This is a genomic window from Streptomyces sp. NPDC101393 (assembly GCF_044767385.1).
In the GTDB taxonomy this organism is placed as follows: domain Bacteria; phylum Actinomycetota; class Actinomycetes; order Streptomycetales; family Streptomycetaceae; genus Streptomyces.
This window is the reverse complement of record NZ_JBIWNU010000009.1, coordinates 427894-443265: the sequence shown is the minus strand read 5'-3', so window position 1 is coordinate 443265 and position 15372 is coordinate 427894. Positions and strand designations below refer to the sequence as shown.

General features: G+C 69.4%; 14 protein-coding genes. 9 read left to right on the top strand and 5 right to left on the bottom strand.

From position 1 onward, the window contains the following. Positions 1 to 215: 215 nt before the first annotated feature. Positions 216 to 1304: a mechanosensitive ion channel family protein gene (locus tag ACIRQ7_RS29010; protein WP_401470170.1), complete on the top strand. Its 1089-nt coding sequence runs from the start codon at positions 216 to 218 to the stop codon at positions 1302 to 1304. 129 nt (positions 1305 to 1433) lie between these two features. Here ACIRQ7_RS29010 and ACIRQ7_RS29005 read toward each other — a convergent pair whose 3' ends face one another. The 4 genes from ACIRQ7_RS29005 to ACIRQ7_RS28990 are packed head-to-tail and all read right to left on the bottom strand — an operon-like array spanning position 1434 to position 4751. Beyond that, positions 1434 to 2033, bottom strand: coding sequence for an SUKH-3 domain-containing protein (locus ACIRQ7_RS29005; protein WP_404265582.1), 600 nt, complete (start codon positions 2031 to 2033; stop codon positions 1434 to 1436). A 6-nt stretch (positions 2034 to 2039) separates the two neighbouring features. Continuing rightward, complete coding sequence (locus tag ACIRQ7_RS29000) at positions 2040 to 2420, bottom strand: YwqJ-related putative deaminase (RefSeq protein WP_404265634.1); 381 nt, start codon at positions 2418 to 2420, stop codon at positions 2040 to 2042. 16 nt (positions 2421 to 2436) lie between these two features. Further along, positions 2437 to 2883 (bottom strand): SUKH-3 domain-containing protein, encoded by a 447-nt coding sequence (locus ACIRQ7_RS28995; RefSeq protein WP_404265581.1) that lies wholly within the window; start codon positions 2881 to 2883, stop codon positions 2437 to 2439. Between the two features lie 29 nt (positions 2884 to 2912). After that, positions 2913 to 4751 carry a YwqJ-related putative deaminase gene (locus ACIRQ7_RS28990; RefSeq protein ID WP_404265580.1) on the bottom strand — a complete coding sequence of 613 codons (1839 nt, stop codon included), beginning with the start codon at positions 4749 to 4751 and terminating at the stop codon, positions 2913 to 2915. A gap of 371 nt (positions 4752 to 5122) precedes the next feature. Between ACIRQ7_RS28990 and ACIRQ7_RS28985 the strand changes: the two genes are divergently transcribed. The 6 genes from ACIRQ7_RS28985 (at position 5123) to ACIRQ7_RS28960 (ending at position 11846) form a co-directional block, all read left to right on the top strand. Continuing rightward, positions 5123 to 6319, top strand: coding sequence for an ROK family transcriptional regulator (locus ACIRQ7_RS28985; protein ID WP_404265579.1), 1197 nt, complete (start codon positions 5123 to 5125; stop codon positions 6317 to 6319). Between the two features lie 66 nt (positions 6320 to 6385). Beyond that, the gene (locus tag ACIRQ7_RS28980) at positions 6386 to 7726 is read left to right on the top strand and encodes an ABC transporter substrate-binding protein (RefSeq protein WP_404265578.1); all 1341 of its coding nucleotides are present in this window, start codon (positions 6386 to 6388) and stop codon (positions 7724 to 7726) included. A gap of 12 nt (positions 7727 to 7738) precedes the next feature. Then, a complete protein-coding gene (locus tag ACIRQ7_RS28975; protein WP_404265577.1) occupies positions 7739 to 8692 on the top strand; it encodes a carbohydrate ABC transporter permease in 954 nt (317 codons plus the stop codon). A gap of 6 nt (positions 8693 to 8698) precedes the next feature. Next, entirely contained in the window at positions 8699 to 9601 is a 903-nt protein-coding gene (locus ACIRQ7_RS28970) for a carbohydrate ABC transporter permease (protein WP_404265576.1), read from the top strand. A gap of 8 nt (positions 9602 to 9609) precedes the next feature. Beyond that, on the top strand, positions 9610 to 10863 hold the full coding sequence (locus ACIRQ7_RS28965) for a 6-phospho-beta-glucosidase (protein ID WP_404265575.1): 1254 nt from the start codon (positions 9610 to 9612) through the stop codon (positions 10861 to 10863). Then, positions 10854 to 11846 carry an N-acetylglucosamine kinase gene (locus ACIRQ7_RS28960; RefSeq protein WP_404265574.1) on the top strand — a complete coding sequence of 331 codons (993 nt, stop codon included), beginning with the start codon at positions 10854 to 10856 and terminating at the stop codon, positions 11844 to 11846. The genes ACIRQ7_RS28965 and ACIRQ7_RS28960 overlap by 10 nt, the downstream gene beginning before the upstream one ends. Before the next feature lie 48 nt (positions 11847 to 11894). On the opposite strand, the gene ACIRQ7_RS28955 is transcribed toward ACIRQ7_RS28960, so the two are convergent. Beyond that, positions 11895 to 12587 (bottom strand): FadR/GntR family transcriptional regulator, encoded by a 693-nt coding sequence (locus ACIRQ7_RS28955; RefSeq protein WP_404265573.1) that lies wholly within the window; start codon positions 12585 to 12587, stop codon positions 11895 to 11897. Between the two features lie 310 nt (positions 12588 to 12897). Between ACIRQ7_RS28955 and ACIRQ7_RS28950 the strand changes: the two genes are divergently transcribed. After that, positions 12898 to 14250, top strand: a complete 1353-nt coding sequence (locus ACIRQ7_RS28950; RefSeq protein WP_404265572.1) for a hypothetical protein — start codon at positions 12898 to 12900, stop codon at positions 14248 to 14250. Between the two features lie 25 nt (positions 14251 to 14275). Next, the gene (locus ACIRQ7_RS28945; RefSeq protein WP_404265571.1) at positions 14276 to 15283 is read left to right on the top strand and encodes a glutamate ABC transporter substrate-binding protein; all 1008 of its coding nucleotides are present in this window, start codon (positions 14276 to 14278) and stop codon (positions 15281 to 15283) included. Positions 15284 to 15372: the final 89 nt, after the last annotated feature.

The window sequence follows — 15372 nt, the reverse complement described above, 5'->3', positions numbered from 1 at the left end:
ACCATGACCGAGTAACGGGCCCGAGGTGTTTTCCACCACATCACGCCACCTTGTGGCGAACCTGACTCCACACCGGCTCTTTCCGGCCGCCAGGGGACCTCGCGCCTCGAACACGGGCGCGAACCACCCCCGTTGCCCCGTTAGTGTGGTTGGTCCGCCCGGTACCGTGACGCCATCACGGTCCGGGCCTGCTGCCCCACACGGAAGGTTCTGCTGTGTTCTGGTCCGCTTCACCGGCGGCGCTCGTGCCGCTCGGCGCCGCCTCCCCCGGCTCCAACGGCCCGACCTCGCTCGACGACGCCACGGAGAAGGCCACCAACGCCGCGGGCTGGGTGGAGGAGAACTGGGGGACGTGGCTCACCTCCGGGCTGCGGATCGTGCTGATCATCGTGATCGCGGTGGTTCTGCGCCATGTGATACGCCGCACGATCACCAAGCTCATCGAGCGGATGAACCGCGCCTCGAACGCCGCCCAGGGCTCCGCGCTCGGCGGCCTCCTGGTCAACGCCGAGCGACGGCGCCAGCGCTCGGAGGCCATCGGCTCGGTGCTGCGCAGCGTCGCCTCCTTCGTGATCATGGGCACAGCGGCGCTCACCGTGCTCTCCGTCCTCAAGATCAACCTCGCGCCGCTGCTCGCCAGCGCGGGCGTGGCCGGTGTCGCCATCGGCTTCGGCGCCCGCAACCTCGTCACGGACTTCCTCTCCGGCGTCTTCATGATCCTTGAGGACCAGTACGGCGTCGGCGACGAGATCGACGCGGGCGTGGCCACCGGCACCGTCATCGAGGTCGGCCTGCGCGTCACCAAGCTGCGCGGCCCCAACGGCGCCATCTGGTACATCCGCAACGGCGAGGTGAAGCGGATCGGCAACCTCAGCCAGGGCTGGTCCACCGCCCATGTCGACGTCGTGATCGCCGCCGACCAGAACCTCGACCAGGCCCGCGACATCATCACCGCCACCGGCGAGTCGATGGCCAAGGCCGACCCGTGGAACGAGCAGCTGTGGGAGCCCGTGGAGGTCCTCGGCCTGAGCGAGGTGCACCTCGACACCGTCACCATCGGCGTCTCGGCCAAGACCATGCCCGGCAAGGCCCCCGGCATCGAACGCGAACTCCGCTGGCGCATCAAGCGCGCCCTCGACGACGCCGGCATCCACCTGGCGCCCCGCCCCGCCCCGGCCGAGGAGGACGAGGAAGCCGCGGACCCCACGGCTGCCGTGGCGGCCCCCTCCGCCCTCAACAACCCGCTCTCCCCCCAGTCCCTGGCCTCGAACCCGATCACACCCCCGCCGAACCTGGGGAAGTAGCCCCGCAGGCGGAACTCAAGAGCCCGCTCCGCTCCCACTGGCCTCGCCCGCTGCCCGCGGTGCGGGGCCTTTGCGGTACGGCACAACGCACCAGCGGACGTGCCGCCGGCAGGGGCGTTCGTACGGCACTCAGCCGAAGGCCCGCCTGATCTCGATGTCACCGGCCGCCCGGCCCTCATCGTCAGGGACGCGCAGAGGAGGAGATGGGACCCGTGGTGCAGGCGCCACCACACCCCACGTGCCGTCCGCACGGACGCGCTGCGGACGGCGGCCTTCGATGAGCGTGGTGAGCCCTGCCAGGACGGACTCGCCGAGGAACCACCACCCGCCGTGATTGACGAGAAAGAGCCTGCTGTGCTCATCCACGGCGATCAGCGATTCCTCCCCGTGAATGCCGAAGGGGAACAGCCTGCTCCCCACTCGCTCCCCGAACGCACGTAGGGTCTCCAGCGCAAAGCGTCCCTCACGGGGGTCGATCACCAACCCGTGCAGGGCCACTTCCGCACCAGCGCCGTCAAGGAGAAGCCCGACGCCGTAGAACTCACGCACGGCGTCCTCGGCTGCGGGGAACAACTCCCAGGTGCCGCCATCATGAGTGCTGACCGTGCTCACGGTCTCGAGGATGGCCATCAGTGCCCCCGCCCCGCCATCCCGGTGTGGGGACCATCCGGCCTCGGCAAGCACTGCCATCGCTTCCGGCTCTGCCAGTCCCACAGCGTCCATCTCCATCAGCGATCACGGTCCTATGAAACGAATGCCCAGGCGGTCCAAGAGCCCTTGGCAGGCCCGACACGGCACAGTGGGCGCGCCATGGTCCGGGTCTCCGTGTTCCCGAATCATCTTCGACACCATGGCGGCCCCCACGAAGTGCGGTGCCGCCGCTGCCAGTGAGACCGGAGCCTGCCCGGGGCTCCTGGCGTCCAACGCCCAGAGCTGATCAGACACCAATGCGGATTCCGCACAGTAGCCAAGGAATGTCTCTCGCAGTGCGATGGGAAGTTCATCGAAATATTCTTGAACTGCGGGATGCAGGTTCGGCTCCCCGTCGCCACTCAGGTTGGTGTGACTGACGACCGTCCCGCCCACAAGAAGCGACGAAGCCGTGCCGGGAACCATCCCCCCTTCAGGATATTCAGACACTCTGGAGATTCCCCCTCACCCAATTACTGAATGCCTCGTACTCGTCAGCCCCGAGATAATATGTACCTGTATGGTGCAGATAGTAGAGGCTCCCATCTTCCGCCAGAACGAAAATCCCACCCTCCGGCATGTCATAGCCGACCCGAAAGAGCCGTTTCCCGATTTCCTGAGCGAGCTCCTCTATCTCCCTGAAGTCCCCTTCGTAGCCGCCAGTCGGATTTATAATGAGGCTCTCTTTCGGATCGCTCGGGTGCGTCAGGCGCAGCAGCCCGTAAGAACGGATGAAATCCTCCACCCCCTCGAACGCCACAACGGGACACCCTTCCTCATTCGATTCCTGGATCGCATGGTGAATAAACTCCCCAGCCTTTTCAGAAATATCCCTTTCAGGAGTCCATCCATTGACGGTCAGCCATTCCGCCACGCTTTCCCTTGACATCTCAGGAAGCATTACGCCAGCCCCACATTCTAACTAGGTGCAGATATCCCAAGCGCGGGCAGCATGTGCTCGCAAGACCTGCATGGCGGCTTAAAGTCGCCATGCCTCAGGGAAACAATCTTTTTACCCCTTTCCGGATCTCGCTCCTTGAGATCCCCTATCTGTCGGGTATGCATGATACCCCCCTCAAGCGCTTGACGGGCATCCTCGGGTGTCTTGATTCTGGTTCCGGTTGGGTCCATCTGATGCAGCCGGTCAGACACCAGGGAAACCTCCGCGCAATTCCCGTGCCCAACTCCAGCCTTTTCTCCTGCAGATTCTTTGTCTTCTTTTATTTTGTCAAGCACCTGCTGTAGCGCTGGATGCGCTTTCGGATGCTCCTGCACTGACGGACCCGGCGCACCCGCATCGATTTCCTTTTGGGTCTGCGAGACTTTACGTTGAATTGAACTTGTATGCGCGGTGATAACTCCATCATGCAGGAAGCTTCCAGCGCATCCATCCTTCCGATAATCTTTACCGGGGACGGTGTTGTTCGCATTGGCCTTCCGCGCATCGTCAGCCACATTCTGGGATTCGTCCCCGAGGATCTTCATTTGAGCGTCCCTGTCCAGACCGGACACATCGACGGGGGGACGACGGTGATGGCGCATCTGATCTGCACTGTGCCCGTGCCACCATGGCTCACCGCCCGAACTTCCGCCGCGCCCATCCGTCCCGGCGCCTGAACTTCCCCCCTTGCCGCTCCCTCCGGAATTCGGCGCCTTGGGATCCGTCTTACCGTCCTTACCGAGGCCCTTGAAGTGGTCGGCCAGACCCTTGTCGTTGTCGTGGTGATTCTTGGCCATCTGCTTGACGCCGCGAGTCATGTTGTCGTCGAGATGCTTGGCAGTCTTCTTGACGCCGTCCTCAATGCCCTCGATGACTTTGTCCAGCATGGTGTTGGCGGCGTCCGCAAGGGGATCTTTGCCACGGGTACGACCGTGATGGCTCTTGGCTCGGCCGATCTTGCCGCCGGCCTTGTTGCGGAACGCGCCAGCCGCGCTCTCCAGCCCGATGACGACCTTGTCGTGCTCGTTCTTGTCGAAGCTGAAGCCACCGCTACCGCCGGAGGCGCCACCACTACCGGCGCCACCTCCGCCACCCGAACCACGGCTGCCACCCGCGCTGAGCAGCTCCATCGGGTTCTCGGCAGCGGATTTCGCGGAGTCCTTCGCGTCCTGCACACCCTGGCCGAAGCCGTCCTTGCCCGCCTTGGCGGTCTGTCCCAGATCCACACCGTCCTGAACCCCGAGGGCGTTGGCACCCAGCTGGACGACGAGGTCGCCCACCATGGCGCCCAGAGCCTCCTCAACGGGGGTCAGCGCCATGCTGATGACCTGTTCGGCAACCGCCTGACAGGCCTCCTTGAAGAGGCGCTTGACCATCACGCGAGTAGCTTGAGTCGCGGCCAGAGCGCCGACCTCGGACAGTCCGAGGGTAAAAGGAGCCGCCGCCTGAGCAGCGATCACCTCTGCTGCGAGGATGCCCAGTTGCACGAGAGCGGCAATCTTGGCCCCCTCGATGAGGACCGCCACGCCGTCCATAGCGGTGGCAGCCATCCGCCCGCAGTCGGCCAGCCCCTGAAGATGCTTGCCGTTGATCTTTCCCCAGTGCGCGTTCAGCGCCTCGATGGCCAACGAGCCGCCGGCAGAGCCCACCAGGCCTTGGATGGCGGTGTGCGCCTCATTCCTGCCGTCGTCGATGTCATCGGCGAATTCCCGCATGGCCGTCGCCATCTCGCGGTAATCGTCCTCATCCACATTCGGCCACGACACCCCGATGATGTCGAGAACCTCATCCGCCCAACCGGGCAGCACAACACCCACACGAACCCCCTCCCCCGGTGATCATGATCAACCACCGAGCCAGACGTCTGGCCCACCAGTTCGGTTCCTGGCTCGGCAGGCGTGCCCTCGGCGCGGGCCGCAAAGGCTCGCCCGCGGCAGCCGGGCGGACGACCGCCTGCTGGGGGCGGCCGCATTCCGGAGTGAGCGCAGGCGCAGGAGGCGCCCGCGGCAATACCGAAGGGGAGCGGGCGCCCCGCCGGACCGTGAGGCCGTTCGGGTCGGGGGCGAAGTCGGTCGTTGAACCCATTGACGGGAGCTGACCGCGGATCTACGTTCCTGTTCATCGATTGGAAGGTTTCTTAACAGATGATGGCGCGCGGCAGCGGCCGTCGAAGAACGGGGTGGCGGGCATGGCCGCAGCAGGGCAGGGAGCACACGGGACGCCCGGGACGCCGCGGGTGTTGCGGGCCATGAACGACCGGGCGGCACTCGACCTGCTCGTGGCGCAGGGGCCGTTGACCCGTACGCAGATCGGGGAGCTGACCGGGCTGTCCAAGCCGACCGCCTCGCAGCTGCTGGGGCGGCTGGAGGCCGCGGGGCTGGTGCGGACGACCGGGAACGTGACCGGGCGGCCGGGGCCGAGCGCGCAGTTGTACGAGGTCAATCCGGTGGTCGCACATGTCGCGGCGCTGGCGGTGGACCAGTGGGGGATCACCGCCGGCGTCGCGGACATCACCGGGCAGCTGCTCGGCGAGGAGCGGGTCGGGACCGACGCCGTGGACGAGGACGCGCCGCACCGTACGGCCCGGCTGGTGGCGAAGGCGGTGGACGGGGCGCTCGCCAAGGCGGGGCTCGGGCGCGAGCAGCTGCACGGGGCGGTGATCGGAACGCCCGGCGCGCTGGACCCGCAGACCGGTGAGCTGCGGTACGCGCCGCATCTGCCGGGCTGGCACTCGCGGGCGCTGAAGGAGGAACTGGGCGAGGTCCTCGGCACGCCCATCGTCATCGAGAACGACGTGAATCTGGCGGCCGTCGCCGAGCAGTACGACGGGGCGGCGCAGGACTTCGACGACTTCGTGCTGGTCTGGGCGGACGAGGGGGTCGGCGCCGCGATCGTGCTGGGCGGGCAGTTGCTGCGGGGGGCCACCGGGGGCGCGGGCGAGATCGGGTACATGCCGCTGCCGGGAGCGCCGCTGGCCCGGGGCGGCGACCGCAGCGCGGCGCGGCCGGACGGCGGTGGCGGGTTCCAGCGGCTGATCGGGTCGCCGAGTGTGGTGGAGCTGGCGCAGGAGTACGGGCACCCGGAGGTCACCACCGTCGCGGAGGCGCTGCGGATCGACGCGGTGCGGGCCGAGGTGGCGCGCCGGATGGCGACCGGGCTCGCGGCCGTCGTCGCCGTGGTGGACCCGCAGCTCGTGGTGCTGTCCGGCGAGGTCGCGCAGGCCGGCGGGGAGGCGCTGCGGGTGCTGGTCGAGGAGGAGTTCACCGGCCTGGCGCTGCCGCGGCCGGAATTGCGGATCAGCGATATCGGGGGGAATCCGATTCTTATCGGCGCGCTGCGGACGGCGCTCGCCGAGGCGCGTGATGCGGTGTTCGACACCGCGTGAGGCGGGCCGGACGTCGTCCCCGCGCCACCCCTGCCGTCATTTCCCCCGTCGTAAAGGAAGTACGCCATGCCGCTCTCGCGCATGCGCACCGGTCTGGCCGTGGCGCTGGCCGGTGCCGGGCTGGTCGTTTCGGGTTGCGCCAATCCGAGCGTCGGAAGTGACCGGGACGATCCGACGAAGCCGGTCACGCTGAAGTTCTGGCACGGCTGGTCGCAGGCGGGCGAGGTGAAGGCGGTGGACGACAGCATCGCCCGCTTCGAGAAGCTGCATCCGAACATCACGGTGAAGTCGGTCGGGAATGTCTCCGACGCGACGATGAACCAGGCACTGCGGGCCGGCGGGGACGATGCGCCCGATGTCGTTTCGTCGTTCACCACGAACAATGTGGGGCAGTACTGCTCGTCGGGGATGTGGGCGGATCTGGATCCGTTCATGAAGAAGACCGGCGTGGAAAAGGGGAAGGTGTTCCCCAAGACCCTGCTGGATTACACGAGTTATGAGGGGACGCAGTGCGCGCTGCCGCTGCTCGCCGACTCGTTCGGGCTGTATTACAACAAGGACGCGTTCAAGAAGGCCGGAATCACGCGGCCGCCGCGGACGATGTCCGAGCTGCAGCGGGACGCCGTGAAGCTCACCTCGCGGCGCACGGACGGGTCGTACGAGCGGGTGGGCATCATGCCCAACTTCCGGCTCTACCAGAACAGTCCGGACCGGCTGTTCGGGCAGTGGGGGCCCACGTACTTCGGCAAGGACGGCGCGGCGCGGCTGGCCGAGGACCCGAAGACGAAGGACTTCTTCCGGACGCAGCGTGCGCTGGTCTCGGCGCAGGGCGGCTACCGCCCGCTGGAGAAGTTCCGGACGGCGTTCGGTGACGAGATGTCCTCGCAGAACGCCTTTCTGACGCAGAAGGTGGCCATGCACATGGACGGTGAATGGCGCGGTCTGATGCTGAAGGAGTCAAAGGCGACGTTCGACTGGGGGACGGCGCCGATGCCGGTGCCCGACGACCAGGCCGCGAAGTACGGGCGCGGCTATCTGACGGGGACCGTCGCCGGGATCGCGCACAGCAGCACACACCAGAACGCGGCCTGGGAACTGGTGAAATTCCTGACCGTGAACACGGATCAGGTGGTGCGGTTCGCCAATGCCATCCATAACGTGCCGTCGACGAAGGCGGCGCTCGCCTCACCGAAGCTGGACACCGATCCGACGTTCCGCGCCTTCATCGACATCGCACAGAATCCGCACAGCACGGCGCTCCCGCCGTCCGTCAACGGCGGGCAGTACGTCACCGCGCTGCAGGATTTCTCGTACAACGTCGAGGCCGGAAAGGTCCCCGATCTCGGCAAGGGGCTGCGCGCGCTCGATGCGCAGATCGACGCCGACAACCTTCAGTCCGAGAACTGACGGAGAACTGCCATGGCATCCACCAATCCCGCGCCCGCGCTGCGGCGCAAGCACCGCCGCGAGCGGCTGCGTACGCTCGGTTTCCTCTCCCCCTGGCTGATCGGCTTCTCGGTCTTCTTCGGGTATCCGCTGCTGGCCACCGTCTATTTCTCGTTCATGCACTACAACCAGATCGAGCAGCCCGATTTCGTGGGCCTGAAGAACTGGACGTACGTGCTGACGCAGATGCCGCTGTTCGGGCCCGCGCTGTGGAACACGCTGTGGCTGGTCGTGGTGATGGTCGCGCTGCGGGTCGCGTTCGGGCTGGGCATGGGCATCCTGGTCACGAAGATCAAGTCGGGGGTGGGGTTCTTCCGTACGGCGTTCTATCTGCCGTATCTGGCGCCCCCGGTGGCCGCGACCGTGGCGTTCGTCTTCCTGCTGAACCCCGGCAGCGGTCCGGTCAACAAGATCCTCGGGGCGGTCGGTATCTCCGCGCCGGAGTGGTTCAACGACCCGGCCTGGGCCAAACCGTCGCTGGTCATGCTGTCCCTGTGGGGCATCGGCGAGCTGATGGTGATCTTCATGGCGTCGCTGCTGGACGTGCCGAAGGAGCAGTACGAGGCCGCTGACCTGGACGGGGCCGGCGCCTGGGCGAAGTTCCGCTACGTCACCTGGCCGGCGATCACGCCGATCGTGATGTTCGCGGTGGTCACCGGCGTCGTGCAGACCATGCAGTACTACACCCAGGCGCTGGTGGCCGGAAAGCTCGCCTCAGGTGTCTCCATCGGCCCCGGCTCGGTGATCCAGCCCGGCTACCCGGACCACTCCACCCTCACCGTCCCGCAGCTCGTCTACTCCCTGGGCTTCCAGAACTTCAACACCGGCGCGGCGTGCGTGCTCTCGCTCGTGCTGTTCGTCATCGCGATGGCCGTCACCACCCTGCTGATGCGCAAGCGCGCCGGCCTGCTCCCGGCGGAGGACTGATCCGATATGACCACCACCACTCTCCCGGCGCGCACCGCACCGGCCCGTACCGGCACCGACGGCGGTCCGGCGGCGCGCGCCCGGCGCAAGCGGATGCTGCACTGGGTCGCCGTGCACGCCGTGGCGCTGGCCGCCGCGCTGTTCTTCGTCCTGCCGTTCGTCTTCGTCTTCCTGACATCCGTGATGAGCGACGACCAGGCGATGAGCGGCGAGCTGTGGCCGCACGAATGGAACTGGTCGAACTACCTCACGGTCTTGCGGACACCGGGCTTTTTGGACTGGTGGAAGAACTCCGTGATGTACGCGGGTCTGGGCACGCTCTTCACCGTCTGCTCGGCGGTGCCGGTCGCCTACGCGCTCGCCAAGTTCCGCTTCCGCGGCCGCCGTACGGCGATGATCCTGGTGATCTCCACGATGATGCTGCCCCCGCAGGCCATCGTGGTGCCGATGTACCTGGTGTGGGCGCAGCAGCTGCATCTGGCCGGCTCGCTGTGGCCGCTGATCATCCCGATGGCGTTCGGCGACGCCTACTCGATCTTCCTGTTGCGGCAGTTCCTGCTGACCATCCCGAAGGAGTACATCGAGTCGGCGAAGGTGGACGGCTGCGGGGAGCTGCGGACGCTGCTGCGGATCGTGGTGCCGATGGCGAAGCCCGGGATCGCCGCGGTCGCCCTCTTCCAGTTCTTCTACTGCTGGAACGACTACTTCGGGCCGCAGATCTACGCGGCCCAGAACCCCGCCTCCTGGACGCTCAGTTACGGCCTGGAGTCGTTCAAGAGCGCGCACAGCGTCAACTGGAATCTCACCATGGCGGCAACCCTGCTGGTCATGGCCCCGGTCATCATCGTGTTCTTTTTCGCGCAGAAGGCCTTCGTCGAAGGCGTGACGCTCACCGGAGTGAAGGGCTGAACCCGTACATGAAGCTCGCAGTGGTCGGCGGCGGCTCGACCTATACCCCCGAACTCATCGACGGTTTCGCGCGGTTGCGCGAGGTGCTGCCGCTGGAGGAGCTCGTTCTCATCGATCCGGCGGCGGACCGGCTGGAGCTGATCGGCAGCCTCGCCCGGCGGATCTTCGCCAAGCAGGGCCACCCCGGCAGGATCCGCTGGACCCATGACCTGGAGGACGGGGTCGACGGCGCCGACGCGGTCCTGCTCCAGCTGCGCATCGGCGGGCAGGCGGCCCGCAAGCAGGACGAGACCTGGCCGCTGGAGTGCGGCTGCGTCGGGCAGGAGACGACCGGCGCCGGCGGCCTCGCCAAGGCGCTGCGGACGGTCCCGGTGGTGCTGGACATCGCCGAGCGGGTCCGGCGGCGCAATCCGGCCGCCTGGATCGTGGACTTCACCAACCCCGTCGGCATCGTGACGCGGGCGCTGCTCACGCACGGCCACAAGGCCGTCGGACTGTGCAACGTCGCGATCGGATTCCAGCGGAAGTTCGCCAAGCTGCTGGGCGTGCGCCCCGAGCAGGTGGAGCTGGAGCACATCGGCCTCAACCACCTGACCTGGGAGCGCGCCGTACGCGTCGGCGGCAAGGATGTGCTGCCCGAGCTGCTCGCCGAGCACGGGGACGCGGTCGCCGCGGATCTGCGGATGCCGCGCTCGCTGGTGGAGCGCCTCGGCGTCGTCCCCTCCTACTACCTGCGCTACTACTACCGGCACGACGAGGTCGTCCGGGAGATGCGCAGCAAGCCGTCCCGGGCGGCGGAGGTCGCGGCGATCGAGCAGCAGTTGCTCGGTATGTACGGCGATCCGGCGCTGGACGAGAAGCCGGAGCTGCTGGGCAAGCGGGGCGGGGCGTTCTACTCGGAGGCGGCGGTGGCGCTGACGTCGTCGCTGCTGCGGGACTCGGGTGACGTCCAGGTCGTCAACGCCCTGAACAACGGCACGCTGCCCTTCCTGCCGGACGACGCGGTGATCGAGGTGCCGGCGACGGTGGGTGCGGCGGGCGCGAAGCCGGTGCCGCAGCGGCCGCTGGAGCCGCTGTTCGCCGGGCTCGTCGCGGGCGTGACGGCATATGAACAGCTGGCGCTGGAGGCGGCGTTGAAGGGCGGCCGGGACCGGGTCCACGACGCGCTGCTCGCCCACCCGCTGATCGGCCAGATCGACCTCGCGGACCGGCTCACCGACGAGCTGATCGCGCACAACCGGGAGCACCTCACGTGGGCCTGACCGGCACGGCGCTCGCCATCGACGCGGGCAACAGCAAGACGGACGTGGCCCTGGTGGGCGCGGACGGAAGGATCCTGGGGGCGGCCCGCGGCGGCGGGTTCCAGCCGCCGCTGGTGGGCGCCGGGCGCGCGGTGGACGTGCTGGCGCCGCTGGTGGCCTCGGCGCTGCGGCAGGCCGGGGCCGAGGGCCCGGTCGACCATGTCTCCGCGTATCTCGCCAACGCCGATCTGCCCGTCGAGGAGGCCGGGTTGGCGGCGGAGATCGCCGGCCGGGGGTGGGGGCGGGAGGTGACCGTCGGCAATGACACCTTCGCGCTGCTGCGGGCCGGGCTGCCGGACGCCGGTGAACCGGTGGGGGTCGCCGTGGTGTGCGGGGCGGGCATCAACTGCGCGGGCCTCGGGCACGGCGGGGCGACCGCGCGCTTCCCGTCCATCGGCCGGCTCTCCGGTGACTGGGGCGGCGGTTCGTTCCTCGCCGACGAGGCGCTGTGGTACGCGGCGCGGGCCGAGGACGGCCGCGGCGAGCACAGCGACCTGGCGCGTGCGCTGCCCGCCCATTTCGGGCTGGCGACCATGCCGGAGCTGATCGAGGCGTTCCACCTCAAGGGCATCGAGTCCCGGCGGCGGCACGAGCTGACGCCGGTGCTGTTCGGGGTCGCCGCGTCCGGTGACCCGGTGGCCCGCGCGATCGTCGCGCGGCAGGCGGAGGAGGTCGTCCTGCTGGCGTCGGTCGCCCTGGAGCGGCTGGACCTGCTGGGCGAGCAGGCCCGGGTGGTGCTGGGCGGCGGGGTGCTGGCCGCCCGGCATCCGCTGCTGCACGACCGGGTGGCCGAGCTGCTGGCCGAGCGCGCGCCGAAGGCGGTGCCCCATGTGGTGACGGCGCCGCCGGTGCTGGGTGCGGCGCTGTACGCGCTGGACCGGGCGGGTGCGGCGGGCGGCGCGGACCCGGCGGCGTACGAGCGGCTGCGGGGCACCTGGGGGTAGCGGGTGCGGCGGGCGCCGGGGGCCGGCGCCCGGCTCGGTCGTCCCGGCTCAGTCGTCCAGCGGCAGGGCGAGGTCCCGTACGTGCCCGGCGAGCAGCAGCACCGCGGCGTCCACGGCCGCCTGCGGGTCGCGGTCCCGGATGGCGTCGGTGAGGCGGGAGTGCGGGTCGGTGGGGGCGGCGGTGGCGGTGTCCAGGCAGGCGGCGCGGCGCAGCTCAGCGCGCAGCGCGGCGCTGAGCGAGCGGTACATGTCGGCGAGCACGGGGTTGTCGCTGGCCTCGGCGACCAGGACGTGGAAGTCGGCGTCGGCGGCGGTGAACGCCTCGCTGTCGTGCGCGGTGAGCGCGGCCCGGCGGCGCTCCAGCGCGTCCTCGATACCGGCGAGTTGGGCGTCCGTGCGGTGCTTGGCGGCCTGCCGGGCGGCGACCACGTCGAGGCCCTGGCGGACCTGGGTGACATGGCTGAGTTCGGCGCGTTCGAGACGGCGGCGGAGGGCGACCGCGCTGTCGTCGTCGGAGATCACGAACGTGCCGTCGCCCTGCCGGGGCTCCAGCAGACCGGAGTGCACGAGCGAGCGGACGGCCTCGCGGACCGAGGCACGGCTGACGCCGAGGGTCTCGGAGAGCGCGCTCTCGGGCGGGATGCGGCTGCCCACCGGCCAGTTGCCGGTCACGATCTGGCCGCGGATCTCATCGGTCGCGGACTCCACCAGCGACACCCTGCCCTTGCGGACCGTCTGCACGCGCTCACTCCCGATCGGCAGGTCACCTGTCGTCTGGTCTCTGCCGCAACTGTAGTGCCGCCCACCGGAATGCCGCACGGTCCGCCCGCCTGCCGCCCTCCCCCGCCCGCGCGGGAACCGGATGCACCATGCACGCGTGAGGGGGTGTGGGGGGCGTCACACCGCGGGTCGCGATCGGCACAAGATCGCGCCAAACGCGGTGTGCTGACCGGGGACTGCGGACATACTGCTGCCCGTGCACCGGTCCCGGTGCGCCCCAGCAGCGCCGCGTGCGGGGCGGACCGGCGGCGAGTGACGAGGGGGAGGTTCTGTGACGTCCGTAGCGACCAGCCGCACACCCGCGCCGGAACGCCGTGCCGCCTGGGCCGAGGGGCTGGACGACCTGCGGGCCGCGGCCACCACCGAACCGGGCCGGCTGCGGGTGATCGGCGCGCTGCTCGCCCTGCTGGTCCTGGTGTTCGGGGCGGTCAGCGCCGTCCAGGTGTCCGACCGGTCGGACGCGGTACGCCAAGGCGTCAGGGAAAGCCAGGAGCTGAGCGAGAACGCCGCAGAGATCGGCCGGCTGCTGGCCGGGGTCGACACCGCCGCCGCCGAGAACTTCCTGTCCGACGCGACGACCCGCAGGGCGACCCGCGACGACTACGAGTCGGACCTGCGCCGGCTGTCGACCCTCCTGGTGGGGGCCTCGGCGAAGGCCGGGCCCCGGAGCGCGGCCGGCGAACGGATCGCCACCATCAGCGAGGAACTTCCGCGGTACGCCACGCTCGTCGAGCGGGCCTGGGCGAACAACCGCCAAGGCCTGCCGCTGGGCGGTGCCTATCTGACGTACGCGAACGAGAAGATGCGTACCAAGCTGCTGCCGGCCGCCCGCGGGCTCAACGACAGCGTCACCGAGCGGCTGGCCGGCGACTACCGCTCCGCGAACGGCTGGCCCTGGTTCGCGATGGCCGCCGGCCTGCTCGCGGTGGGCGCCCTGCTGTGGGCGCAGCAGCGCCTCTACCGCCGCACCCACCGCTTCTTCAATCCGGGGCTGCTGGGTGCCACGGCGGCCACCGTCGTGCTGTTCCTGTGGCTGGCGGCGGGCTGCGCGGCGGCCCGCTCCGGGCTCCTCGCCTCGCGCGCGACGGGAGTGGATTCGCTGCAGGCCATCAACGAGGCCCGGATCGACGCGCTGCAGGCGCGCGGCGCCGAGACGCTGCGGCTGGTGGCGCGCAGCTCGGTGCAGGCCGAGCGGAGGAACACCTCCGACGAGGGCGACTTCTACGAGGCCACCTTCGCCGCGCAGATGAAGGACCTCTACGGGCCCGCCAAAACCGGCGGGGCCGCCGCGGACAGCAAGCTGGGCAAGGCCCTGGCGCTCGCCGACAGCGACGGCCGGGAGCCGGTGCGCCGGGCGGTGGCACTGGTGGCGAAGTGGCAGGCCGAGCACCGGGCCGACCTCGGCAGGACGATCGGCCAGGACGCGACGAACGGCACCTACTCCGCCACCGTGGACAAGGAATTGAACGCCGCCCGCGCCGGCGAACAGCACGAGTTCGACTCCGCGGTGGGCGGCGGGCCCAGCGGGCTGCCCTGGCTGGTGGGGGGCGCCGTCGTCCTCGCCCTGCTCGGCGCCGCGAGCGCGGTGTGGGGCATCGGCCGCCGGGTGTCGGAGTACCGATGACAAGACCGGGTGAGGGGAGATGAGGATGCCGATACGGGGCAACGCGACGCTGCGGGCCGCCCTGACTCCGGCCCGGACCGGGGTGGCCGCGCTGGCCGTGGCCGCCGCGGTGCTGATGATCACGCTGGGCGGCTGGGATCCGGGAGGCCCCGGGCGCCCGGACCGGCCGCGTCCGGTCCGTCAGGCGCACGGCCCCGAGCGGGACATCCCCCTCGCCCCGGGGTGCGACGAGAAGAACCCCGCGCGCAGCCTGCAGCACCCGTCGGCCGAGGACGGTCCGGCGGTGCGGGCCATCGCGCGCAGCGGCAAGATCGTCATCGGCGTCGACCAGAACACCTACCACTGGGGCTACCGCGACCCGGCCTCCAAGCAGCTGCAGGGCTTCGACATCGAACTGGCCCGGACCCTCGTGAAGGAGATCTTCGGGGCGGACTTCACCGTCGAGTTCAAGGCGGTGGCCACCAACGACCGCATCGACGCGCTGAAAGGACACGACATCGACATGGTGGTGCGGACGATGACGATCGACTGCCGGCGGCAGAGCGAAGTGGCCTTCTCCACCGCGTATTTCGGGGCGCAGCAGAAGATCCTGGCCGGCAAGGAGACGCCCGTCGGCAGCGCCGGCGACCTGCGGGGGAAGAAGGTGTGCGCGGCCGAGGAGTCGACCGGCAGCAAGTGGGTCAAGGAGCATCTCCCCGGCGCGCGGCTGGTGCAGGTGCCCAACCAGCTCGATTGCCTGGTGCGGCTCCAGCTCGGCGAGGCGGTCGCCGTCGTCACGGACGACACGCTGGCGGCGGCACAGGCCGCACAGGACCCGACGGTGCAGGTGAAGAGGTACCCGGAGGGCTCGGCGGTCGAGCCGTACGGCGTGGCCATGCGCAAGGAGGACACCGATCTGGTGGCGCGGGTCAATCAGGTGCTGGACACCTACCGTGACGGCGGGGGCTGGGAGGCGGCCCGCAAGCGGTGGCTGGCGAAGGACGGACTCGCGGTCACCGAACCGCCCGCCGCCCAGTACGCCTCCAAAGGCTGATCGGTCGCCCCGCGGCCCCGATCGCCCCACAGACCGGCCGGATTCGGCCACTATGGACGGAACGGAACGCCGAAGCAGCATCCTGAGCG

Coding starts and splice junctions, on each gene's coding strand:
- ACIRQ7_RS28965 (WP_404265575.1), top strand. CDS start 9,610: ATGAAGCTCGCAGTGGTCGGCGGCGGCTCGACCTATACCCCCGAACTC.
- ACIRQ7_RS28970 (WP_404265576.1), top strand. CDS start 8,699: ATGACCACCACCACTCTCCCGGCGCGCACCGCACCGGCCCGTACCGGC.
- ACIRQ7_RS28945 (WP_404265571.1), top strand. CDS start 14,276: ATGCCGATACGGGGCAACGCGACGCTGCGGGCCGCCCTGACTCCGGCC.
- ACIRQ7_RS28995 (WP_404265581.1), bottom strand. CDS start 2,883: ATGTCAAGGGAAAGCGTGGCGGAATGGCTGACCGTCAATGGATGGACT.
- ACIRQ7_RS28985 (WP_404265579.1), top strand. CDS start 5,123: ATGGCCGCAGCAGGGCAGGGAGCACACGGGACGCCCGGGACGCCGCGG.
- ACIRQ7_RS29005 (WP_404265582.1), bottom strand. CDS start 2,033: ATGGAGATGGACGCTGTGGGACTGGCAGAGCCGGAAGCGATGGCAGTG.
- ACIRQ7_RS28975 (WP_404265577.1), top strand. CDS start 7,739: ATGGCATCCACCAATCCCGCGCCCGCGCTGCGGCGCAAGCACCGCCGC.
- ACIRQ7_RS28980 (WP_404265578.1), top strand. CDS start 6,386: ATGCCGCTCTCGCGCATGCGCACCGGTCTGGCCGTGGCGCTGGCCGGT.
- ACIRQ7_RS29000 (WP_404265634.1), bottom strand. CDS start 2,420: ATGGTTCCCGGCACGGCTTCGTCGCTTCTTGTGGGCGGGACGGTCGTC.